The organism is Caballeronia sp. LZ001, assembly GCF_031450875.1.
GTDB lineage: Bacteria > Pseudomonadota > Gammaproteobacteria > Burkholderiales > Burkholderiaceae > Caballeronia.
Genome location: NZ_JARTVX010000004.1, coordinates 4,989,710 through 5,013,300 on the forward strand (window position 1 = coordinate 4,989,710; position 23,591 = coordinate 5,013,300).

The 23,591-nt window shown below is 62.1% G+C and carries 21 protein-coding genes; 13 read left to right on the forward strand and 8 right to left on the reverse strand.

The features are described 5' to 3' along the window. Positions 1 to 71: 71 nt before the first annotated feature. From P9292_RS34395 to ltaE, 7 genes are all read left to right on the forward strand, one after another. Positions 72 to 1,568: an NCS1 family nucleobase:cation symporter-1 gene (locus P9292_RS34395; RefSeq protein ID WP_309963618.1), complete on the forward strand. Its 1,497-nt coding sequence runs from the start codon at positions 72 to 74 to the stop codon at positions 1,566 to 1,568. Between the two features lie 457 nt (positions 1,569 to 2,025). Then, entirely contained in the window at positions 2,026 to 2,760 is a 735-nt protein-coding gene (locus P9292_RS34400) for an aspartate/glutamate racemase family protein (protein WP_250464922.1), read from the forward strand. Between the two features lie 146 nt (positions 2,761 to 2,906). Beyond that, positions 2,907 to 3,854: an allantoinase PuuE gene (gene puuE, locus P9292_RS34405; RefSeq protein WP_244825301.1), complete on the forward strand. Its 948-nt coding sequence runs from the start codon at positions 2,907 to 2,909 to the stop codon at positions 3,852 to 3,854. Beyond that, entirely contained in the window at positions 3,851 to 4,372 is a 522-nt protein-coding gene (gene uraD / locus P9292_RS34410) for a 2-oxo-4-hydroxy-4-carboxy-5-ureidoimidazoline decarboxylase (protein ID WP_309963620.1), read from the forward strand. The genes puuE and uraD overlap by 4 nt, the downstream gene beginning before the upstream one ends. 34 nt (positions 4,373 to 4,406) lie before the next feature. Further along, positions 4,407 to 5,417 carry an allantoicase gene (alc, locus tag P9292_RS34415; RefSeq protein WP_244825299.1) on the forward strand — a complete coding sequence of 337 codons (1,011 nt, stop codon included), beginning with the start codon at positions 4,407 to 4,409 and terminating at the stop codon, positions 5,415 to 5,417. Beyond that, complete coding sequence (locus P9292_RS34420) at positions 5,417 to 5,917, forward strand: ureidoglycolate lyase (protein WP_244828042.1); 501 nt, start codon at positions 5,417 to 5,419, stop codon at positions 5,915 to 5,917. Before alc ends, P9292_RS34420 begins: the two co-directional genes overlap by 1 nt. A 127-nt stretch (positions 5,918 to 6,044) precedes the next feature. Continuing rightward, the gene (gene ltaE / locus P9292_RS34425; RefSeq protein ID WP_309963622.1) at positions 6,045 to 7,052 is read left to right on the forward strand and encodes a low-specificity L-threonine aldolase; all 1,008 of its coding nucleotides are present in this window, start codon (positions 6,045 to 6,047) and stop codon (positions 7,050 to 7,052) included. A 90-nt stretch (positions 7,053 to 7,142) separates the two neighbouring features. On the opposite strand, the gene P9292_RS34430 is transcribed toward ltaE, so the two are convergent. The 3 genes from P9292_RS34430 to uraH all read right to left on the reverse strand — a co-directional run bounded on the left by P9292_RS34430 (position 7,143) and on the right by uraH (position 9,854). Continuing rightward, positions 7,143 to 7,904, reverse strand: a complete 762-nt coding sequence (locus P9292_RS34430) for an SDR family oxidoreductase (RefSeq protein WP_309963625.1) — start codon at positions 7,902 to 7,904, stop codon at positions 7,143 to 7,145. A gap of 283 nt (positions 7,905 to 8,187) precedes the next feature. Further along, complete coding sequence (locus P9292_RS34435; RefSeq protein WP_309963627.1) at positions 8,188 to 9,381, reverse strand: urate hydroxylase PuuD; 1,194 nt, start codon at positions 9,379 to 9,381, stop codon at positions 8,188 to 8,190. 119 nt (positions 9,382 to 9,500) lie between these two features. Continuing rightward, the gene (uraH, locus tag P9292_RS34440) at positions 9,501 to 9,854 is read right to left on the reverse strand and encodes a hydroxyisourate hydrolase (RefSeq protein WP_244825295.1); all 354 of its coding nucleotides are present in this window, start codon (positions 9,852 to 9,854) and stop codon (positions 9,501 to 9,503) included. 486 nt (positions 9,855 to 10,340) lie between these two features. Between uraH and P9292_RS34445 the strand changes: the two genes are divergently transcribed. Continuing rightward, positions 10,341 to 11,708, forward strand: coding sequence for an 8-oxoguanine deaminase (locus P9292_RS34445; protein ID WP_244825294.1), 1,368 nt, complete (start codon positions 10,341 to 10,343; stop codon positions 11,706 to 11,708). Between the two features lie 70 nt (positions 11,709 to 11,778). Here P9292_RS34445 and P9292_RS34450 read toward each other — a convergent pair whose 3' ends face one another. Beyond that, positions 11,779 to 12,711, reverse strand: coding sequence for a LysR substrate-binding domain-containing protein (locus P9292_RS34450; RefSeq protein WP_244825293.1), 933 nt, complete (start codon positions 12,709 to 12,711; stop codon positions 11,779 to 11,781). A 280-nt stretch (positions 12,712 to 12,991) separates the two neighbouring features. Between P9292_RS34450 and P9292_RS34455 the strand changes: the two genes are divergently transcribed. The 4 genes from P9292_RS34455 (at position 12,992) to P9292_RS34470 (ending at position 17,857) form a co-directional block, all read left to right on the forward strand. Then, the gene (locus tag P9292_RS34455) at positions 12,992 to 14,563 is read left to right on the forward strand and encodes an ABC transporter ATP-binding protein (RefSeq protein WP_250509068.1); all 1,572 of its coding nucleotides are present in this window, start codon (positions 12,992 to 12,994) and stop codon (positions 14,561 to 14,563) included. A 2-nt stretch (positions 14,564 to 14,565) separates the two neighbouring features. Further along, positions 14,566 to 15,672 (forward strand): ABC transporter permease, encoded by a 1,107-nt coding sequence (locus P9292_RS34460; RefSeq protein WP_250509067.1) that lies wholly within the window; start codon positions 14,566 to 14,568, stop codon positions 15,670 to 15,672. 13 nt (positions 15,673 to 15,685) lie between these two features. Further along, complete coding sequence (locus P9292_RS34465) at positions 15,686 to 16,615, forward strand: ABC transporter permease (RefSeq protein ID WP_244825290.1); 930 nt, start codon at positions 15,686 to 15,688, stop codon at positions 16,613 to 16,615. A 156-nt stretch (positions 16,616 to 16,771) separates the two neighbouring features. Further along, positions 16,772 to 17,857: a BMP family ABC transporter substrate-binding protein gene (locus tag P9292_RS34470; protein ID WP_244825289.1), complete on the forward strand. Its 1,086-nt coding sequence runs from the start codon at positions 16,772 to 16,774 to the stop codon at positions 17,855 to 17,857. Positions 17,858 to 17,930: 73 nt separating this feature from the next. Here the strand turns inward: P9292_RS34470 and P9292_RS34475 are convergent, their stop codons facing one another. The 4 genes from P9292_RS34475 to P9292_RS34490 all read right to left on the reverse strand — a co-directional run bounded on the left by P9292_RS34475 (position 17,931) and on the right by P9292_RS34490 (position 21,129). Continuing rightward, the gene (locus P9292_RS34475; RefSeq protein WP_244825288.1) at positions 17,931 to 18,140 is read right to left on the reverse strand and encodes a dodecin; all 210 of its coding nucleotides are present in this window, start codon (positions 18,138 to 18,140) and stop codon (positions 17,931 to 17,933) included. Between the two features lie 174 nt (positions 18,141 to 18,314). Then, on the reverse strand, positions 18,315 to 18,806 hold the full coding sequence (locus tag P9292_RS34480; RefSeq protein WP_244825287.1) for a hypothetical protein: 492 nt from the start codon (positions 18,804 to 18,806) through the stop codon (positions 18,315 to 18,317). 318 nt (positions 18,807 to 19,124) lie between these two features. Continuing rightward, the gene (mscL, locus tag P9292_RS34485) at positions 19,125 to 19,568 is read right to left on the reverse strand and encodes a large conductance mechanosensitive channel protein MscL (RefSeq protein ID WP_244825286.1); all 444 of its coding nucleotides are present in this window, start codon (positions 19,566 to 19,568) and stop codon (positions 19,125 to 19,127) included. A gap of 172 nt (positions 19,569 to 19,740) precedes the next feature. Next, complete coding sequence (locus tag P9292_RS34490) at positions 19,741 to 21,129, reverse strand: DUF2252 domain-containing protein (RefSeq protein ID WP_244825285.1); 1,389 nt, start codon at positions 21,127 to 21,129, stop codon at positions 19,741 to 19,743. Between the two features lie 221 nt (positions 21,130 to 21,350). Between P9292_RS34490 and glgX the strand changes: the two genes are divergently transcribed. Continuing rightward, entirely contained in the window at positions 21,351 to 23,561 is a 2,211-nt protein-coding gene (gene glgX / locus P9292_RS34495; RefSeq protein ID WP_250492328.1) for a glycogen debranching protein GlgX, read from the forward strand. The last annotated feature ends 30 nt before the right edge of the window (positions 23,562 to 23,591 follow it).

Here is a 23,591-nt window from a genome sequence, read left to right on the forward strand (position 1 = left end):
CCGACTGATCCCAGTCACGCACGAGCATTTGCCTTTTTTCATCACGCAAGCAGCCTATCGAAGGAGACGTCATGGGCCAGTTCAGTGCATCCGGCAGCTCAGCTCTGCCGCCGTACGAAAGCGAGTTTCAAGGAGACCGCGACCATTCTGGTATGCCTGCCGGTTATAGCGACCGGCTCTGTAACGAAGACCTCGCTCCGCTTAAAAATCAGACCTGGGGCGCGTACAACATCTTCGCTTTCTGGATGTCGGACGTGCATAGCGTCGGCGGTTATGTTTTCGCGGGCAGTCTGTTCGCGCTCGGCCTCACGAGCTGGCAAGTGCTCGTGTCGTTGTTGATCGGCATCGGGCTCGTCAACGTGTTGTGCAATCTCATCGCGAAACCGAGTCAGGTCGCGGGCGTGCCGTATCCGGTTGCGTGCCGCGCGACCTTCGGAGTGCTCGGCGCGAATATTCCGGCGGTCATTCGCGGGCTGATTGCGGTGGCGTGGTACGGCATCCAAACTTATCTGGCATCGAGCGCGCTGGTTATCGTCGTGCTGAAATTCGTGCCCTCGCTCATGCCTTACGCGGATGTGCATCGGTATGGCTTCGTCGGGCTGTCCGCGCTCGGCTGGGCGGGCTTCATGTTGCTGTGGGTGCTGCAGGCTATCGTGTTCTGGCGCGGCATGGAGATGATCAAGAAGTTCATCGACTTCGCCGGCCCGGCTGTGTATGTCGTGATGTTTATTCTTGCGGGCTACATGGTGTGGCGTGCGGGCATTCAGAACATCGGGCTGAATCTGGGCGGCGTGAAGTATCACGGCATGGAAGTGGTGCCGGTGATGATCACCGCGATCTCGCTGGTGGTCTCCTACTTCTCCGGTCCGATGCTGAACTTCGGCGACTTCTCGCGCTATTGCAAGAGCTTTCGCAGCGTGAAGCGCGGCAATTTCTGGGGCTTGCCGGTCAACTTCCTGGCGTTCTCGCTCGTGACCGTCGTCACGACTGCCGCGACGCTGCCGGTGTTCGGACAATTGATCACCGATCCGGTGGAAACGGTTGGCCGTATCGATCATCCGACGGCTGTGATTCTCGGCGCGCTGACGTTCACGATTGCGACCATCGGCATCAATATCGTGGCGAACTTCGTGTCGCCGGCGTTCGACTTTTCGAACGTGGCGCCGCGTCTGATTAGCTGGCGCGCAGGCGGGATGATGGCCGCGACGGCATCGATTTTCATCACGCCCTGGAACCTGTTCAACAATCCGGCCGTGATTCATTACACGCTGGATATTCTCGGCAGCTTCATCGGGCCGCTTTATGGCGTCCTGATCGTGGATTTCTATTTGATGAAGCGCGGCAAACTCGTGGTCGATGACCTCTACACGACTTCAGAGAGCGGTCGATACTGGTACACGAAGGGCGTGAATCGTCGCGCGGTGATGGCGTTGTTGCCCGCTGCGGTGATCGCGATTCTTTGTGTGATGCTGCCGTCGCTGGAAAGCTCCGCGAACTTTTCGTGGTTCATCGGCGCGGGATTGGCGGCGGTGTTTTATTACGTGTTGGCAGATCGGAAGCGGGTTTGACGCGTATTGCGATGTCGGCCGGCTGGCATGCAAATGACTGTATGTCGGCCGGCTGCATGCAAAAGACAAGATGTCAGCGGGTGGCATGCAAAAGACCGTATGCCATCCGAAGGCCTGCAGAACGCAAGACGCAAGACGCCAGAGCCTTAGAACCGCGAGCGCAGCAAGCGAAGCATGCAGAGGACTGTACGCCGGCCGACTGCATCTAAAGGACCAAATGCCGGATGCCAGCGGGCGGCATGCAAATACCGCACCCTAACCGAAGGCATGCGAAACGCGAGATGCAAAGCGTCGAAACCGCGAGCGAAGCAATCGAAGCAATCGAAGCATGCAAAAGACCATACGCCTTCGGATGGCATGCAAAAGACCGCATCCCATCCGAAGGCATGCAAGATGCAAGATGCAAGATGCAAAGCCTTAGAACCGCAGCAAGCCAGAAGCAGCAAGGAGAACCGCAATGCGCATCAAACTGATCAACCCCAACACCACCCAGCGCATGACCGACGCCATGGGCCGCTGCGCCCGCGAAGTCGCCGCGCCCGGCACGGAGATCATCGCGGTCAGTCCGACGATGGGCCCGCCTTCCATCGAAGGCTATTACGACGAAGCCGTCGCCTCGCTCGGACTTCTCGCCGAAGTGGAAGCGGGTGAGCGGCAGGGTATCGACGGCTACGTGATCGCCTGCTTCGGCGACCCCGCGCTGTATGCAGCACGCGAACTTGCGCGCGGCCCGGTGATCGGTATCGCGGAAGCCGCCATGCATGCCGCGAGCGTGATCGCACCGGGCTTCTCGGTCGTGACGACGTTGCAGCGCACCTGCGGCATGGCCTGGCATCTCGCGGAGCGATACGGCATGACACGCTTCTGCAAGAACGTGCGCGCCACCGATGTCGCCGTGCTCGAACTCGACGAGCCCGGTTCGGCCGCGCGCCAGACGATCATCGAAGAATGCCGGCGCGCACTCGACGAAGACGGCGCGGACGCCATCGTTCTCGGCTGCGCGGGCATGGCCGAGTTCTGCCGCGAAGTCGAGGATGCGATCGGCGCACCGGTCGTCGAAGGCGTGACGGCGGCCGTGAAATGGGCGGAAGCGCTCGTCGCGCTCAAGCTCCATACGGCCAAACGCGGCGACTTCGCCCGCCCGCTCACCAAGCGCTACGACGGCGTGTTGTCGGATTTCAGCCCGCGCTGATGGCAAAAACGCCGATCTACATACACCTGCCGTGACCCGGATTATCTGCGCCGCTGTATGGGCGCGTCCGGGGCTTTTCGTTACACTGAAACACCGCAGAATCGTTGATTCGACGCATTTTTTGCCCATCGACACTATCCCTCGCCATGTCACACGATCCGAACTACCCCCGCGACCTGATCGGCTACGGCCGCCATCCCGTGCAGGCGAACTGGCCGGGGCGCGCGCGCGTCGCCGTGCAGTTCGTGCTCAATTACGAGGAAGGCGGCGAAAACTGCGTGTTGCATGGCGATCCGGGCTCGGAGCAGTTTCTGTCGGAAATCGTGGGCGCGGCAGCGTATCCGTCGCGTCACATGAGCATGGAGTCAATCTACGAATACGGCTCGCGCGCAGGCGTGTGGCGCATTCTGCGCGAATTCGAAAAGCGCGGGTTGCCGCTCACCATCTTCGGCGTCGGCATGGCCATGGAGCGGCATCCGGAGCTTTCCAGGGCTTTCGTCGAACTGGGGCATGAGATTGCCTGCCACGGCTATCGCTGGATTCACTATCAGGACATGTCGCCCGAGCGCGAAGCCGAGCACATGCGCCTCGGCATGGAAGCCATCGAGCGTGTCACCGGCGTGCGTCCGCTCGGCTGGTACACGGGCCGCGATAGCCCGAACACGCATCGGCTGGTGGCGGAATACGGCGGCTTTCTCTACGACTCGGACTATTACGGCGACGACCTCCCGTTCTGGACCGAAGTCGAAGTCACGGGCGGCGAGAAGAAGCCGCATCTGATCGTGCCGTACACGCTCGACACCAACGACATGCGCTTCGCCACGCCGCAAGGCTTCAATACGGGCGAACACTTTTTCACGTATCTGCGCGATGCCTTCGACGTTCTGTACGAAGAGGGCGACGAAGCGCCGAAGATGCTTTCCATCGGCATGCACTGCCGGCTGCTCGGACGCCCGGGGCGCTTCCGCGGCCTGCAGAAGTTTCTCGATCACATCGAGAAACACGACCGCGTGTGGGTCTCGCGGCGGGTCGATATCGCGAAGCACTGGCGCGAGCATCATCCTCATCAACAAGCAAACGGGACGGCGGCATGAAGGCGATGCAATACACACTCGACCAACTCAACTCCATGCCCGCCGACACTTTCGTGACGGTGCTCGCAGGCATCTTCGAACATTCGCCGTGGGTCGCGGAAATCGCGGCGGCAAAGCGCCCGTTCGCGGACATCGACAGCCTGCACGCGACCATGTCGCAAGCCGTCGAAACGGCGGGCGAGGAGAAGCAGCTCGCGCTCATCAACGCTCACCCGGAACTCGCGGGCAAGGCGGCGGTGCGCGGCGAACTGACCGCAGAATCCACGCGCGAGCAAAGCGGCGCGGGCCTCGATCTCTGCACGCAGGAAGAGTTCGACCGCCTGCAGTCGCTGAACCAGCAGTACGGTCAGAAGTTCGGCTTTCCGTTCATTCTCGCCGTGAGGGGTTACGACCGCCACGGCATCATCGCGAACTTCGAAAAGCGTGTGCGGCACGAGCGCGCCGAGGAGCTTCGCGCGAGTCTCGATCAGATTTACCGGATCGCGCGTTTCAGGCTAGACGACCTGATCCAGCACTGATCCGCATTTCACCGTAAAGACAAGGACGAAGACAATGGCAATTCCGACACTCGATCCCAACGCGCCCGAATTCACGCGCCGTTATGTGAATCTCGCGGACCCGCGTCTGGGCGCGCAGGCACTGGAGGCGAGCGACGATTTCTTCGCGCCGAAAGAACGCATGCTAAACCCCGAGCCCGCCGTGTTCATCCCCGGCAAGTTCGACGATCACGGCAAGTGGATGGACGGCTGGGAAACGCGCCGCAAGCGCACGACCGGCTACGACTGGTGCGTGGTCAAGCTCGCGCGTCCGGGCGTGATCAAGGGCATCGATCTGGATACGAGCCACTTTACGGGCAACTTCCCGCCGGCGGCATCGATTGAAGGCGCGCATGTCACGGACGGTGCGCCGAATCAGTCGACCCAATGGACCGAAATCGTGCCGTCGACGACCTTGCAGGGCAATAGCCATCACTATCTGGATGTGGCCGTCGAGCAGCCGTTCACGCATTTGCGCGTGAATGTCTATCCGGATGGCGGCATCGCGCGATTGCGTGTTTATGGTCAGCCGCAACTCGACTGGCGCAACGCGGATCGCAATCAGTTGTTCGATCTGGCCGCGATGGAAAACGGCGCGTATCTCGTCGGCACGAACAACCAGCATTTCGGGCTCGCTTCCACGTTGCTGATGCCCGGCCGCGGCGTCAACATGGGCGACGGCTGGGAAACGCGCCGCCGCCGCGAACCTGGCAACGACTGGTGTATCGTCGCGCTGGCGCAGCCTGGCATCATCAAGAAAGTCGAAGTGGATACCGCGCACTTCAAGGGCAATTTTCCGGATCGCTGCTCGCTGCAGGCAGCCAACGTGAAGGGCGGCACGGACAGCTCGCTCGTCACGCAAGCGATGTTCTGGCCGGTCCTTCTCGGCGAGCAAAAGCTTGCGATGGACAAGCAGCATTTCTTCGAATCGGAGCTCGCGGCGCTCGGCCCCGTGACGCACGTGCGCTTCAATATTTTCCCGGACGGCGGCGTATCGCGTCTGCGTCTTTTCGGAACGCTTGCATGATGAAGAAGCTCGCTATCGAACCGTTGACGCGCGCTGCGTTCGAGCCTTTCGGCGATGTCATCGAACTCGATGGCGCGAAAGAGATTCCGATCAACCTCGGCACGACGATCCGGTTTCACGATCTGTGCCGCGTCGATGTGACGGATGAAGGCGGCCATACGCTCGTCAATCTGTTTCGCGGGCAGCCGCGCACGCTGCCTTTCGAAGTGAAGATGATGGAACGGCATCCGCTGGGCAGCCAGGCATTTCTGCCGCTCGACGACCGCACGTATCTCGTCGTCGTCGCGCCGGCGGGCGAGCTGGACGAATCGAAGATTCGCGCGTTCGTCACGAAGGGCTGGCAAGGCGTGAACTATGCGAAGGGCGTCTGGCATCATCCGCTGCTCGCGCTCGACAAGGTCAGCGATTTCATCGTCGTCGATCGCGGCGGGGAAGGGCGCAATCTCAACGAGCAGGACCTGAAGGAATCGCTCTGGCTGACCGCTGAGGCCATGCGGTAACGCATTCGTGCGTTCAGTCGGAGCAAGAAGACCGGTGCCCTTGACCGGTCTTTTTTTTTCGCGCGGCGCCCGGCGGGACTAAGATATACGCCCCGACACCGACACGCACGAAAAGCGAGAACCACGCATGATCGATCTACGTAGCGACACCGTCACCCGTCCGAGCCTGCCGATGCTCGCCGCCATGGCCGCCGCCGAAACCGGCGACGACGTCTGGGGCGACGATCCCACCGTGCTCAAGCTTCAGGCCACGCTCGCCGCGCGCACCGGCAAGGAAGCGGGCCTGTTCTTTCCCAGCGGCACGCAAAGCAACCTCGCCGCGCTAATGGCGCATTGCGCGCGCGGCGACGAATACATCGTCGGCCAGATGGCGCACACGTACAAGTACGAAGGCGGTGGCGCGGCCGTGCTCGGCAGCATTCAGCCGCAGCCTATCGAGAACGCGCCCGATGGTTCGTTGCCGCTCGAAAAGATCATCGCCGCGATCAAACCCATCGACGATCACTTTGCTCGCTCGCGTCTCTTCGCGCTCGAAAACACCATCGGCGGAAAAGTGCTGCCGGCGGAATACGTGCTGGCCGCGACCCGGCTCGTGCGCGAACGCGGACTCGCCACGCATCTCGATGGCGCGCGCGTCTTCAATGCAGCGGTGGCATCGGGCAAGCCGGTGGGCGAACTTGCGGCACCGTTCGATTCCGTGTCCATCTGCTGCTCGAAGGGACTTGGCGCGCCGGTCGGCTCCGTGCTGGTGGGAAGCCGTGCGTTGATCGAAGTGGCGCATCGCTGGCGCAAGGTGCTGGGCGGCGGCATGCGGCAGGCGGGCGTGATCGCGGCGGCATGTCTTTATGCGCTCGATCATCATGTCGAAGCGCTCGCCGAAGATCACGACAACGCCGCACGTCTCGCTGAAGGGTTGAAGCAGATCGATGGCATCGGCATTCAGTCGCATGCCACGAACATGGTGTTCGCACGCATCCCGGAGGCGCATTGCGCGCCGCTGGAGGCGTATCTCAAGGAACGCGGCATCCTTACGCAGATGCTCTATGCGTCGCGCTTCGTGACGCATCGGGATGTGTCGCGCGAGGACATCGACACGTTCATCGGCGCGGTGAAGGATTACTTCGCGGCGCATTGAGCGTGAGATCGCGCGGCGGGGCAAGTGGGTCAGGCGCCGGCCGCGCGGTGCGCGTGAGACGAGCGACACGCATGCGACGAAGAGCACCGCTCACTTGCCGCCGGTGACATCGAGAAACGTGCCGGTGATGAACGAAGCCTCGGCGCTTGCCAGCCATAGAATCGCCCGCGCGACCTCATCGGGCTGACCGCCGCGTCCCATCGGAATCGAGTCTTTCACGCGGTCCACTCGTCCTGGTTCGCCACCGCTGGCATGCATGTCCGTGTAAATGTGCCCAGGGCGGATGCAGTTGACGCGTATGCCATCGCGCGCGACTTCCTTGGCAAAACCGGTCGTGAAGGTTTCGATGGCGCCCTTCGACGCCGCATAGTCGACGTACTCATTCGGGCTGCCGAGCCGGGCCGAAGCCGACGAGATGTTGATCACCACGCCGCCGCGTCCATTGTGCCGGTAGGACATGCGCTTCACCGCCTGCTGCGCGCAGAGAATAGGGCCGATGGAGTTGACCGCGAAGATGCGCTGCATCCGCTCGAAGTCCAGGTCTTCCAGGCGCGACTGGCGCGCGAGCATTGCGGCGTTGTTGACCAGCACATCGATGCGGCCGAACTCGCGGTCGAGCGCCGCAAAGAGCCGAGCGACCTGCTCGGGGTCCGCGCTATCGGCGCGCACGGCCAACGCTCCGCGGCCGAGCGCTTCGACATCGGCCGCGACCGCGAGCGCGGCGGATTCGTTCGACACGAAGCTAATCGCCACATCGTAGCCGTGCGCGGCAGCGAGACGCGCAGTCGCCGCGCCTACGCCACGGCTTCCACCCGTAATCAAAATCACAGGCGCCTGGGTGATGTCAGCCATTTAGCGAACCTTCAAAGTGGTGGTGGACTCGGACCAAAGACGATTGCGGCACGATCGCGACCGCGAAAACAGACGCAAGATTAACCACGCGCCGAAGCTATGGCAAAGCAGATTAAATGCCGGTCCGAGTTAGAAAAACTCTTTCGACGAAAGGCATCTCTTGGGTCGCGCGAGGGGAGTGGATATGTTCGAGCGCCCGCGGCAAGTCGTCACCAAAACAAATAGCCCGATCGAAGCGAATCGATCGGGCTATTTCTCGACAACGAAGAGCGGGGCGATAGCGTTACTGCACCGCGCCTCCGTCGAACCACGCAGCGATCTTCTGCCGTTCCGCGTCCGTCATCTGCGTGACGTTGCCAAGCGGCATCGCCTTTAGCGTGACCGCCTGCTGATGCACGCGCTGCGCGTTCTGCTTGATCTCCGCCGATGTATCGAGCAGGACGCCGGCGGGCGCGCTGCCCATCATGGTTGGATGCGCGGAGTGGCACGTCGCGCAGCGCTGCTGGATGATCGGCTGGATATCGGCGACCTTGAGCGTTGGTGCGCCTGCGGCTTGCGCCACGGGAATCGTCGGCGAAGGCATGGTCCACGCAAACGCGCCGAGCACCAGCACGAGACCCGCGACCGGCATGTACCAGAGCACCTGACCACGGTGACGCATCACGAAGAACTGACGGATCAACGCGCCCGCCAGCATGATGAGCACGAGCAGAACCCAGTTGAACTTGTGCGTGTAGGTCATCGCGTAGTGATTCGACAGCATCGCGAACACCACGGGCAACGTGAAATATGTGTTGTGCACCGAGCGCTGCTTGCCGCGCTTGCCGTAAATGGCGTTGGGCGTTTCGCCCTTGAGCATCGCGGCGACCATCTTGCGCTGGCCCGGAATGATGACGAAGAACACGTTCGCCGACATGATCGTCGCGAGCATCGCTCCCGTGATCAGATACGCGGCGCGCCCCGCGAACACGTGACACGCGACGAACGCGGCAACCAGCACATAGATGCCGACGCAGATACCGAGCAGCCGATCGTTGTTGCCGAAGACGCGGCACAGCGTGTCATAGACGATCCAACCGGCCATCAGGAAACCGAGCGCGGCCGAGACTGCCACGACCGGTCCCATTTCGAGCACGTTCTTGTCGATGAGATACGTGCTCGGCGAAAGCAGGTACAAGACGAAGAACAAGCCGAAGCCGGACATCCACGTGGTGTAGGACGGCCAGAACGACCAATGCAGATTCTCCGGCATGTCTTGCGGCGCGACCGAGTACTTCTGCATGTGGTAGAAACCGCCGCCGTGCACGTGCCAGAAGTCGCCGAACACGCCGCGTCGGCGGGCGTTGGGGTCTTGCGGCGGTTTGAGACTGTTGTCGAGCGCCACGAAGTAGAACGACTCGCCGATCCACGCGATCGCGACGATGACGTGCAGACAACGCAACGCCAGATTGAGCCAGTCGGTGACAAAGCCTTCCATTTACTCCTCCACTACCGAATCGTTATGCGCACATCGTCAGCGTGTCTGGGGACGAACGCGATGTGCTGGTGTGTTCCGTTGTGTTCTGTTCAACGCTCGCTTGGGGCTCGGCTTCGCGCTCAGCTGCCGCGATACGTGCTGTAGGCCCACGGCGAGACGAGCAGCGGCACGTGATAGTGCGAGTCTGCATCCGCGATACCGAAGCGCAGCACCACGCGATCGACGAAGCGCGGTTCGGGCACCGTGACGCCGAACGCGGCGAAGTAATCGCCTGCGTGAAAGACGAGTTCGTATTCGCCCGTGACGAGTTCGGCGCCTTCGAGCAGCGGGGCGTCGCAGCGGCCGTCGTCGTTGGTGAGGGTGGTTTTGATGGCGCGCCGCGTGTCGTTCGTGAGCGCGAAGAGCTCGACTTTGATGTTCGCGCCGGGACGTCCGTGCGCGGTGTCGAGGACGTGGGTAGTGAGCTTGCCCATTCGCATGTTCCTTGAGTTGTGCGATGACCGGCTCGCGCATCGATCCGAAAAACCCGCACCGTGGACTCAGTCCGAGGTGCGGCGGCGGCGGATCGAGGCTCCACGTCAGTGGCTACATACCCGTCGGCGTTTCAGATGCGCGCCGTGATCAGCATTGTAGAAATTTGAGACGCGCTGTGCGGCCCCGATAGGAAAGATAATGCCCGGCGCATGACAGCGGCGCGTAAGCTTGGTTCTTCTTCACGAGACGCCCGCGCCGCGCTTCCACACGGCTATCGGGCGATGCTAACCGCGCCAAAATTCGCGAATATATTGCGGGCCTGAAGACGACTATGCCGGCTGTGCCATTGCCGCGATATTTTTGGCTGCGGAAAGTGGCGATGCGCGCTTATCATGCCGCGTCCCGAAGACGGCGTCGAAGCTGGGTAACCGGGGCTTTACACACGGTCCAGTTACTTTTTCGATTCCAACTTCGGAGGCAAACAGATGCAAGCGAAAACCCGCAGTCTGCTGGTGAAGAACGCGCGAATGCTCGTCACGATGGACGAGACGCGCCGCGAGATCGCCGATGGCGGTTTGTATATCGAAGGCAATCGCATCGTCGCGGTTGGCCCGACGAGCGAATTGCCGCAAACCGCCGACGACGTGCTCGACATGCGCGGTCATCTCGTGATTCCCGGCCTCGTCAATACGCATCACCACATGTATCAGAGCCTGACGCGCGCCATTCCCGCCGCGCAGAACGCCGAGCTGTTCGGCTGGCTCACGAATCTGTACAAGATCTGGGCGCATCTCACGCCCGAGATGATCGGCGTGTCGACGCAGACGGCGATGGCCGAACTCATGCTCTCGGGTTGCACCACATCGAGCGATCATCTGTATATCTATCCGAATGGCAGCCGGCTCGACGACAGCATCGAGGCGGCGCGCGAAATCGGCATGCGTTTTCATGCGGCGCGCGGCAGCATGAGCGTCGGTCAGAAAGACGGCGGTTTGCCGCCGGATTCGGTCGTCGAAAAGGAAGATGCCATTCTGAAGGACTCGCAGCGCCTGATCGAAACGTATCACGATGAAGGCCGCTACGCGATGCTGCGGGTGGTCGTCGCGCCTTGCTCGCCGTTTTCGGTGAGCCGCGAGTTGATGCGCGATTCGGCGCTGCTCGCGCGCGAATACGGCGTGTCGTTGCACACGCATCTCGCGGAGAACGTGAACGACGTGGCGTACAGCCGCGAGAAGTTCGGCATGACGCCCGCCGAATACGCGGAAGACCTGGGCTGGGTCGGTCACGACGTATGGCATGCGCACTGCGTTCAGCTCGACAAGCCGGGCATCGAGCTCTTTGCGCGCACGGGAACGGGCGTCGCGCACTGTCCGTGCTCGAATATGCGTCTCGCGTCGGGCATTGCGCCCATTCGCGCGATGCGTGACGCGGGCGTGCCCGTGGGTTTGGGCGTGGATGGCTCGGCATCGAACGATGGCGCGCAGATGGTCGGCGAAGTGCGGCAGGCGTTGCTGCTGCAACGCGTCGGCTTCGGCCCTGACGCGATGACCGCGCGCGAAGCGCTGGAAATCGCCACGCTCGGCGGCGCGAAGGTGCTCAATCGCGACGACATCGGCGCGCTGGCGCCGGGCATGGCGGCCGATTTCGTATCGTTCGACCTGTCGCAGCCGGCGTTCGCGGGCGCGCTGCACGATCCGGTGGCGGCGCTCGTGTTCTGCGCGCCGTCGCAGGTATCGACGAGCGTGATCGACGGGAAAATCGTAGTGAAGGAAGGGCGCCTGACGACGCTGGATCTGGGCGCCGTGGTAGAGCGGCATAACCGGCTCGCGGGTGAACTGGCGAGTCACGGGTAGGCGTTAGAAACGCGGGAAGGCGGCTCCGGAATGCGCCGGGATGGCGCGTTCCAAGCCGCAAGAACCGCTTTCAAGGCTGATCGATAAGCGAGCGCGTTGCTTCCGCGACGAGACCGCGCAGCCACCGAACCTCATCGGAGTAATGACAGCGCTCGTGCCACAACTGGTAGTACTGCATGGGCGGAAAGTCGAGCGGCGCCGGCACGACGGCAAGCGGCAGGAACCTCGCGTAATGATCGGCGAAGAGGCGGGTAGTCGTGAAGACGAGATCCGACTTGATCAGCACGTAAGGCGCGAGATTGAAGTAAGGCAGCGTGACCACGACATGACGCTTGAGCCGCTCGCGCGCCAGATGCACGTCGATCGCCCCGCGCTGCCCGACCGAATAAGGCGTGGGCGCAAGATGCGGCGCGTTGAGATATTGATCGAGCGTGAGACCGCCGCGCTTGGCGAACGGATGTTGATTGCTGACGAGACACACGATCTTGTCGACGAACAGATTCGACAGATGCAATTGCTCCGGCGGTTCGGGCCAGTTGCCGACGACGATATCGAGCTTGCCGTCTTCCAGCGCGAGTTCGTAATCGAACGCGGGCCCGAGCGAATGGAATTCGAGCGTTGCATTGGGCGCGGCCTGCCGGAAGCGCTCGACAACTGTCGGCACGAACAGAACGTTCAGATAGTCGGGACAGCCGATGCGATAACACCGCACCGACGTGGAAGGGTCGAAATTATGCTGCTGCACCTTGATTCGCTCGATCTCGCGCAAGGCATTCTGCGTGGGTTCGAGCAAGCGTAGACCGTATTCGGTGGGCACCATCCCGGACTTGCCGCGCACGAGCAGCGGATCTCCGGTGATGTCGCGCAGACGCCTGAGCGCTGCGCTGATGGCAGGTTGCGACTGATTAAGCTTGACGGCCGCACGGGTGACGCTGCGTTCCATCAGCAAAGTGTGCAAGACGCGCAATAAGTATGTATCGATCGCCTCGCGCTGCTGACTCATGTTATCTCCGCTATAGCCAGTATATGTTCTGGCTGATCGTTCGTAGGGTGTTGCATATCATTTTTAATATGACGGAGAGATTACGTCAAGGTGTGGCTTACCCGCAAAGACTGGGAGAGCGGCGCATTGCATCGAATTTTGAGAGATCGACTTCGTGTCGCGAATTCTGTAAATTCTGCCCGCGGTATGGTTTGATGCGACACCTTTGTGTCACAAGACCCGTCTGCGGTCCTTTTCTTCCAGCTCGGCCTGCCGGTGGCCGGGCGCACTCCGTGAACTCATGGGCAACGCCATCACCCCTACGGATACGCCACCGCGCCTGGCGCTATCCGGCATCAGCAAGCAGTACCCGTCCGTCAAGGCCAACGACGGCGTGAACCTCATCGTGAAGCCAGGCGAGATTCACGCGGTGCTCGGCGAGAACGGCGCGGGCAAGTCCACGCTGATGAAAATCATCTATGGCGCGGTGCGTCCGGATGAAGGCGAGATTCGCTGGCAGGGCGAAGTCGTCGAAATCGGCAGTCCGGCGGCGGCGCGCAAGCTCGGCATCGGCATGGTGTTCCAGCACTTCTCGCTGTTCGAGACGCTGACCGTTGGCGAAAACATCGCGCTCGCGCTCGACGACAAGTTCGACATGAAAGCGCTGTCCAAGCGTATTCGCGATGTGTCGGCGGACTACGGGCTCGATGTCGATCCGCAACGTCACGTTCACAGTCTCACCGTCGGCGAACGTCAGCGCGTGGAGATCGTGCGCTGTCTTCTGCAGAACCCGCGCTTGCTCATCATGGACGAGCCGACTTCGGTGCTGACGCCGCAAGCGGTCAAGAAGCTCTTCACCGTGTTGCGACGGCTCGCGGCGGAAGGGTGCAGCATTCTCTACATCAGTCACAAGCTCGACGAAATTCGCGCGCTCTGCGAGAACGCCACCGTGATGCGCGGCGGCCGCGTGACCGGCAATGTCGATCCGCGCAACGAAACGGATGCCTCGCTCGCGCAATTGATGGTCGGCCATTCGCTGCCGGATTATCAGCGTCGCCAACACACGCCGGGCGATGTCCGGCTCGCGGTGAAGAACCTTTCGGTGGCGAGTCCCGATCCGTTCGGCACGTCGCTCGAAAACGTCTCCTTTGTCGTGCAGGCGGGCGAGATTTTCGGGATCGCGGGCGTGTCGGGGAACGGTCAGGCGGAATTGCTCGCGTCGCTCTCGGGCGAGATTCGCGATTCCCATGTCGCAACGGACGCCGTGTCGATCTGCGGCACGCCAGCCGCGCGGCTGTCCGCGGGCGCGCGGCGGCGTCTGGGCTTTGCGTTCGTGCCGGAAGAGCGGCTCGGGCGCGGCGCGGTTCCGGCCATGTCGCTTGCCGAGAATGGCTTGCTCACCGCGCATCGGCAGAGCATGGTGCGCGGCGGCTGGGTCAACTCGCGCGCGGTCAAGAGCTTTGCCGATCGCTGCATCAAGGCCTTCGACGTGCGTTGCGGCGGCAGCGGCGCGTTCGCGCAAAGTCTGTCGGGCGGCAATTTGCAGAAGTTCATCGTCGGCCGCGAGATTCTTCAGGAGCCGAAGGTGCTCGTCGTCGCCCAGCCGACCTGGGGCGTCGATGTCGGCGCGGCGGGCTTCATCCGCCAGCAGTTGCTCGATCTCGCGGCGCGCGGCGTCGCCATTCTCGTGATCTCCGAGGAACTGGAAGAACTGTTCGACATTTGCGACCGGCTCGCCGTGATCGCGCGCGGCAAGCTGTCGCCGGTGCGCAAGACGCGCGAAACCAACGCGGAGGAAGTCGGCCTGTTCATGGCCGGACTCTTCGACGGAAAGCGCGCGCCCGCAGCCGAACTCGACTCATTGAGCAAGTAAAGATGATCTTCCCTTATCGACTCGAAGCGCGCCCGACACCGTCGCGCGCCATGCAGCTCGCCGTGCCCGTGGTCGCCGCGGTGGCGACGCTCGTCATCGGCTTCCTGATTTTCAGTCTCGTCGGGCAGGACCCGCTGCGCGCGATGCACGCGTTCTTCGTCGAACCGCTCTCGAACGTGAACGGCTGGTCGGAGCTCCTGCTGAAGGCGTCGCCCTTGTGCCTGATCGGGCTCGGGCTTGCGGTCGGTTATCGCGCGAACGTGTGGAATATCGGCGCGGAAGGGCAGATGCTTCTCGGCGGCATCGTCGCGGGCGGCATCGCCATCCATGTCGGCGATACCTCCGGCTGGTGGACGCTGCCCTTGATGATGCTCGGCGGCGTCGTGGGCGGCATGCTCTGGGCGGCGATTCCCGCGCTGCTCAAGAGCCGCTTCAACACCAACGAGATTCTGACGAGCCTCATGCTCACCTACGTCGCCACGCAGTTGCTGATCTATCTCGTGAGCGGCCCGTGGCGCGACCCCGAAGGCATGAACTTCCCCATCTCGGCGATGTTCGGCGACGACGCGCTCTTCCCGCGTCTCTACGGCGACTGGCACTGGACGTGGCTCAAGGGCACGCGTATCAACGCGTCGGTGTTTCTCACGGCCATCGCGGTGCCGCTCGTGTGGGTTTTCATGCGCAAGAGTTTCGCGGGCTTTCGCATGAACGTGGGCGGTCTTGCGCCGCTCGCCGCGCGCTACGCCGGTTTCTCGGACAAGAAGACCATCTGGACCTCGCTCCTGCTCTCGGGCGGCCTCGCCGGGCTCGCGGGCATGGGCGAAGTGGCCGGGCCTATCGGGCAATTGCAGGCGGGCTGGTCGCCGGGATACGGCTTCACGGCGATCATCGTCGTGTTCGTGGGACGGCTGCATCCGGTGGGCATCGTGCTCGCAAGTCTCCTGATGGCGCTGCTCTACCTCGGCGGCGAAGCGGTGCAGACCTCGCTGCAACTGCCGCAGGCGCTTGCGGGCGTCTTCCAGGGCTTGCTGCTCTTTTGCCTCCTCGGTTGCGACCTGTTCGTCAATTACCGCATCCGGCGCCGCGCGATCGCGCATCACGCTTCCTGACGAGACCTACGACATGGATATCAATCAAGCCAGCAATCTCGCCTCGAGCGCGGTCGTCGCGGCCATTCCGCTGATGTTCGCGGGCGCGGGCGAACTCGTCGCGGAAAAGTCCGGCGTGCTCAATCTGGGCGTCGAGGGAATGATGCTGATGGGCGCCGTCACCGGCTACGCGGTGACATCGATCACGGGTAATCCGTGGCTCGGCATCGTCGCGTCGATTTTCGCGGGCATCGCGATGGCGCTGCTGTTCGGCTTTCTCACCATCACCATGCTTGCGAATCAAGTCGCCACCGGCCTTTCGCTGACGATCTTCGGCATCGGCTTTTCGGCCTACGTGGGCAAGCCGTACACGTCGGCGGCAGTGCGCGCGAGCATCGACGTGATGCCGATTCCGGGTCTTGCCAGCATTCCCGTGCTCGGCCCGGCTATCTTCTCGCTTACGCCGCTCGGCTATCTTGCGTTCATCATGTTTGGCGTGATCGGCTGGTTTCTTTACAAGACGCGTGCGGGGCTCGTGCTGCGCTCGGTCGGCGAATCGCCTTCGGTCGCGCACTCGGTGGGCTTTCCCGTGGTCGGCGTGCGCTACGGCGCAACGCTCTTCGGCGGCGCGATGGCCGGTATCGCGGGCGGCTATTACTCCATCGTCTATTTGCACGTCTGGCAGGAGCAGCTCACGTCCGGACGCGGCTGGATTGCACTCGCGCTCGTCGTGTTCGCCACGTGGCGGCCAGGGCGTCTTTTGATCGGCGCGCTCTTGTTCGGCGCCGTGATGGCGCTGCAGTTCTACGCGCAGGCCATCGGCGTGCCGGTGCCGACACAGTTTCTCGCGATGCTGCCGTATATCGCGACCATCGTCGTGCTGGTGCTGATCTCGCGCAATCCGAACACCATCAAGCTGAACGCGCCCGCATCGCTTGGCAAGCCGTTCTTCGCGGCAAGCTGAACGTGGATTTGGCAACGCGCGCGCGGTTCTCCGCTGTTGCAGGGAGGCAGCACGCGCGCCGTCAGACGGTTCCGTTGCGATTTTTTTCCGACGAAACTGGCGCACGTCGTTTTCCATTTCGTGGCTCATCAAACAACATCGACCAGGAGAAACACAATGAATAAACCATGGCTGAAGGCAATCGCGGCAACCGTCGCTTTGTCCGCTACGCTCGCGACGGCGAGCGCGCAAGCGGCGGATGCACCGGGCGTCGCGTTCGTCTATCTCGGCAATCCGGGCGATGCAGGCTGGACCTTCGCGCACGACGCGGGCAGCAAGGAAGCCGAAGCGAAGTTCGGCGACAAGATCAAGATCACGCGCGTGGAAAACGTGCCGGAATCCGCCGACTCGGAGCGCGTGTTCCGCGATCTGGCGAACAAGGGCAACAAGGTCATCTTCGGCACGAGCTTCGGCTATCAGGACTTCCAGTTGAAGGTGGCGAAGGATTTCCCGGACACGATTTTCCTCACGGCCACGGGCTTCAAGAAGGCCAAAAACTTCGGCACGTATGACGTGCGGATGTATCAAGGCGCGTACTTGGCAGGCGTCGCCGCCGGTTATGTGACGAAGAGCAATACGTTGGGCTTCGTGGCATCGGTGCCGATTCCCGAAGTGGTCCGCAACATCAACGCGTTCACGATGGGCGCGCGTTCGGTGAATCCGAAGGTCCACACGAAGGTCATCTGGATCAACAGCTGGTTCGATCCGGGCAAGGAAAAGCAGGCTGCCGAAACGCTGATCGGTCAGGGCGCGGACGTGCTCTTGCAGAACACCGACTCGAACGCCACGCTCAACACCGCGAACGAGAAGCACGTGTTCGCCTTCGGCTGGGATTCGAACATGAAGAAGTTCGGCCCGAACGCGCATTTGGGTTCGGTGGTCGCGCACTGGGGCGTGTACTACAACGCGGTCATTCAGCAAGTGCTCGATGGCAAGTGGAAGAACGACCCGGTGTGGCTCGGTATGCCGCAGAAGGCCGTGGACCTCGAAGACCTGAACAGCAGCGCGATTCCGCCGAAGGCCATGCAAGCCGTGTCGGCGAAGCGTGACGATCTGCACTCGGGCAAGTGGGATGTGTTCACGGGTCCGATCAAGGATCAGTCGGGCGCGGAAAAGGTGCCGGCCGGCAAGACGCTGACCGACCCGGAAATGCAGCGTATCAACTGGTACGTGGAAGGTGTGGACGGCTCGCTGCCGAAGTAAGCCTCGCGAGCAGGCTGCGAAACGAAAAACCGCGCGTCGTGCTGCCACGACGCGCGGTTTTTAATTGAAGCAATCAGTCTTCGATACGCAAGCCGACCTTGATCGTCACCTGCCAGTGCTGGATCTTGCCGTCTTCGACATGTCCGCGCGTTTCCGTCACTTCGAACCAGTGAATGTTGCGCAGCGTCTTCGATGCCTTCGACAGTGCGACGCGCACGGCGTCATCGCTCGATTCCTGCGACGAGCCGGTGAGTTCGATCTGCTTGTAGACGTGTTCCGTCATGATGTTCTCCTTGTGAAAAGCATGGCGATCGCTCGGGGCGAACGGGTGCAATGCGAAATACTCGCGGTGTCGATGCAGCAAGGCGTGCGCCAACACACAGCCGACGCATGAAAGACGCGCGCCTCGCGAAAGAGCGAGGCGCGGGGGAAAACATCGAAGGAATTCAGCCGGAAATCAGCGCAGCGGACGCGATGCGGCGTCGCCCGCATCCTGACGACGCGCGCCGCGCCGCCTGCGCGCCGAAACGGTCGCGCCGAATTCGCTTAAGATCTGCGTGCGAGCGCGGCTCGCAAACACGAGGAAGCCGAAGCCGTTCGCTTCGTACCAGTAGCCGCCGTTCTCCAGACCGTCGAGCGGCTGTTCGAGCGCGTTTGTGATCGACTCCACGCAGCGCCTGTGCAGTTCGTCGATGGCGGGATAGGGCGGTTGAGCGCCGCGCACGCTGCATAGCAGGACATCGAGCCCTGGCAGCACATGCGCGTAGAGCACAGGCTCGTCCTGCGCGCGAGCGCGTGCAATTTTCGTATCGAGCTGACCGAACGGCTTGAAATGCCGCACCACGGCGAGGAAAGACTCGTCGCCATCAGCTTTCACACGTTTACGCTTTTTCGGGAAGGACATAAAAACTCGCCTGAAAAAGATTTGCAAGAAACGCAGCGTCCTCATGCGGCCACTCCCGTCTTGCGTGCCGCACGTCGATCTTTTATAGCGCATCGATGTGATCCGGTCACGGTGATTCGCAAACTTGAATGCACGCCGGGTTCTGCTACCGGTGCACACCCGTGGCGCACGAATCATGCCGATGACCGTTTGGCGGCCCGCTGGCATCCCTCTGAGCATCTATCTCAATAATAGTCCCGCTGCTGCCCTGTCGAACAGCCTAAAGAAAGAAAAAAGCGGGGGGGCGCACCAATTGACGGGTGGGTGCGCCCGAATGCAATGCGCTCACGCGCTCGACAAACCCGGCTTGCGGCCGTGATCGAATCAGACGCGCGGCCGTTTCAGCTCGTCGCGGATCTCGCGCAGCAGCAACACGTCTTCCGGCGTGGCGGCGGGCGGCGGCGGCGCTTCGGTGGGCTTGCGCAAATTGTTGATGAACTTGACCATCAGAAAGATGATGAACGCAAGGATGATGAAGTTGATCAGCACGGTAATGAACGAACCGTAGCCGAACACCGCGACACCCGCGGTCTGCAAGTCTTTATACGAATCGGGATTGCCTTTATAGCTGGGCGGTATCTGCCCCAGACGTATGAAAAGGTTCGAGAAGTCGAGCCCGCCCGTGGCCAGACCGACCACCGGCATGATCAGATCCTTCACGACGGAGTTGACTATCGTCGAGAAAGCGCCGCCGATGATCACACCAACGGCGAGGTCCATCACGTTGCCTTTGAGGGCGAAGTTCTTGAATTCGTCGATCATGCTCATGCGCGGCTTCCTCCGGTTGGTGTGAGACATTTTTTGCGAGCTAAAAGCGGCAGCAAGGGCTATGCCATTGATCCACAGACGAAACGCCATAAGGCGCGCGCTTCGTCTAGAGACACGAGCATGATAGTCAATTCGCTCGATGAACGTGCGCGCGGCGCGCGGGACATGCCTTTCAGGTCGTGCTCACGTGACCCACGCTGATAGCCGCGCAGAATGCCGCGTGATCCGCGACAGTCTGTGCGCCGTAGCGTTCGGCCCAGCTTGCATAGGCGGCGTCGAACTTGTCGGAGGTGCCGCAATAGCCCGTGATCAGCGCGGCGTCGCCCGTGCGGGCGTGCGCGCGAGCGAGCAGAAGGCCGAGACACCACGCGTAGAAATCGAAGGTCGCGCCATGCAGCCAGTCGACCGGAATGGAGCCGCGAATCTGCTTCATCTGGCGTACGTAGAAATCGCGCCCGGCGATGGTCGTCCAGCCAAGCAGCGCATCCGACGAACTCTGCATGAGCCTTTGCCCTTGCACGACGCGACGCCCCTGATGCTGCTGCGTCTCGTCAAGCGGCGCGACGAAGGGCGCGGCGGCCGGCACGATGCCTTCCTTCACCTGGATGAACAGCGGGTCGCCGAGCGCCCGGCCGAGCATGAGCACGAGATAGGCGCGTGTGCCGACACTGCCGACGCCCACCACGCGATGCGCCACATCGGCGACTTCGTAGCGTTCCAGCATGATGCGCCATTCGCCCGCGATGGTTTGCAGATACGGCTTCAGGCCATCGACCACATGATTCTTCTCGGCGGCGTCGAGGCGCGTGAGAATCGGCGGATCGACCTTGAAGCGCCAGCTTTTGCCAGCGGGTTCGGCGACCTTGGCGAGCATGGTCGCGTGCGACCGCTTCATTGCGCGCTCGACCGTTTTCGTGATGGTTTCCTTTTCGCTGGCATCGAGCCTGGTCGGCGCGTCGATGTGGAGGGCGCTCGCGTATGAACGCATTTGCCAGAGATCGTAGGGGCTCACCTGCCAGAGCGAAGCCATGGACGTGCGATACGCCGCGCATGCCGAACGCACCGCGCGCTCGCGACCGCTCGCATCGACGCCATTTTCGCGCGCGGCCACGTTGATGCTCGCGGTGAGGCGCTTCAGGTCCCACTCCCACGGACCGACGAGTGTTTCGTCGAAATCGTTGAGGTCGAACACCACGTCCTGACGCGGCGTGCGAAAGAGTCCGAAGTTATTGATGTGCGCGTCGCCGTCGATGATCACGTTGTGCCCGATCGAGGGCGACTTCGCCAGATCCCAGGCCATGACCGTGGCCGACCCGCGCAGGAACGCGAACGGCGACTCGGCCATGCGCGCCATGCGCAGCGGGATGAGCCGCTCTTGACGGCCGGCGTTGACGGCGAGCACGCGCTCGACAGGGTTCGGCCGGTTGGCTTCGGGCTGCCAGCCCGCGTGGGCTTCGAAGGGCACGGCGTCGCGTAGCGCGCGGCCCTTGGCGCGGCTTTCCTCGGCCGTGCCAAGCGTATCGGATGATGTCGATGCCAAGGAGTTCGGGCGCGTGGGCAAGCGAATTCTCCTTCAGACGCTTACGCGCCGATAGTTTTTACAAGGCACGCCCACTCACTCGGTCGGCGTGTCGATCTAATCTTGCGCCGAAGCAAGCATCACGCCGGAGGAGCCTGCGTGCGCGTGGGCACGCGATGTGCTCACTCATGTCCGCTGGAATCGCCCAATGCGACACATCATCCCGACGCTTTACGCGTCACTCTATTCGAACTCATCATCTCATGCCGAACGAACTCCGCATTGCCGAGGGCTCTCCCTTTCCGCTCGGCGCGACTTGGGACGGAAAAGGCGTCAACTTCGCGCTGTTTTCCGCCCACGCCACCAAAGTCGAGCTGTGCCTCTTCGACGAAAAGGGCGAGCAGGAGACGCATCGCATCGAATTGCCCGAATATACCGACGAAGTATGGCATGTCTACATCAACGACCTGGCGCCCGGCGCGGTCTATGGTTATCGCGTGCACGGACCGTACGAGCCCGAAGCCGGACATCGCTTCAATCCGAACAAGCTGCTGCTCGACCCGTATGCCAAGGCGCACGTTGGCGAACTAAAGTGGGACCCCGCCGTGTTCGGCTATACGCTCAACGCGGAAGGCGACGATCTCACCTTCGACGAACGCGACAGCGCGCCCTTCATGCAGAAGTGCCAGGTCGTCGATCAGACGTTCTCGTGGACGCACCCGACACGTGGCCGCGTGCCTTGGGAACACACGATCTTCTACGAGACCCACGTGCGCGGCTTCACGAAACGCCATCCGGCGATTCCCGAGCATATGCGCGGCACGTTCGAAGGGCTCGGCCAGAAGGAAATCGTCGATTACATCAAGAGTCTGGGCGTAACGTCCGTCGAACTGATGCCGATCCAGGCGTTCGTCAACGACAGCTACCTGCTCGACAAGGGACTCACGAACTACTGGGGCTACAACACCATCGGCTTTTTCGCTGCCGATCCGCGCTTCTTTGCGCGCGGTTCGGGTGCGATCGCGGAGTTCAAGGAGATGGTCGACCGCCTGCACGAAGCCGGCCTAGAAGTGATCCTCGACGTGGTTTACAACCACACCGCCGAAGGCAACGAACGCGGGCCGACGCTGTCGTTCCGGGGTATCGACAACGCGTCGTACTATCGGCTGATGCCGGACGAGCCGCGTTACTACATCAACGATACGGGCACGGGCAACACGCTCAATCTTTCGCATCCGCGCGTCTTGCAGATGGTCACCGACAGCCTGCGTTACTGGGTGACGGAAATGAACGTCGATGGCTTCCGCTTCGACCTCGCCACCATTCTCGGACGCGAGACCTATGGATTCGACGAAGGCGGCGGGTTTCTCGACAGCTGCCGTCAGGACCCTATCCTCGCGACCGTGAAGCTGATCGCGGAGCCGTGGGATTGCGGTCCGGGCGGCTATCAGGTCGGCGGTTTCCCGCCGGGCTGGGCGGAATGGAACGACCGTTATCGCGATACCGTGCGCGGTTTCTGGAAGGGCGACGAAGGCGAAGCGCCAGAACTCGCCACGCGCATGACCGCGTCGGGCGACAAGTTCAACAAGCGCGGACGCCGTCCGTGGGCGAGCGTGAACTTCATCACGGCGCACGACGGCTTTACGCTCAACGATCTCGTCTCCTATAACGACAAGCATAACGACGCGAACGGCGAAGACAACAAGGACGGCCATTCGGACAATAAGTCGTGGAACTGCGGCGTGGAAGGTCCGACCGACGATCCCGAGATTCGCGCGCTGCGCGAGCGCCAGAAGCGCAATCTGCTCGCGACGCTCCTGTTCTCGCAAGGCACGCCGATGATCCTGGCCGGCGACGAATTCGGCCGCACGCAAGAGGGTAACAACAACGCGTATTGTCAGGACGACGATATCAGCTGGGTGAACTGGGATATCGACGACGAAGGTCGCGCGCTTACCGAGTTCGTCCGCAAATTGACGACCTTGCGTCATACGCTGCCCGTGCTGCGGCGTCAGCGCTTCCTGACGGGCGAGTATCGCCAGGATCTCGAAGTCGCGGACGTTAAGTGGCTTAGTCCGGACGGCCAGGAACTGTCGGACGAGCAATGGGGCGACCCGAACATGCGCTGCTTCGGCATGGTGCTCGACGGTCGCGCGCAGGCGACGGGCATTCGCAAGCCGGCATCCGATGCGACGTTGCTGTTGATCGTCAATTCATATCACGATGTCGTGGATTTCAAGCTGCCTGATATCCCGGGCTCGGATCAGTGGAGTTGCCTCATCGATACGAACGCGCCGATTCGCGAGGAACTGGAAGATTTCGACTCGGGGAACGTGTATCAGGTGACGGGGCGTTCGCTGCTGCTGTTGGCCTTGCATGCGCGCGGCGCGACGCGGCGAATCTTCAAGCGACTGGAAGAAGCGCTGACGGATGACGTGCCGCCCGATGCGCCGGAAGACAAGCCGGCCGCGTGAGGAATGAGATGACCCTTGCGTAGTGACCGG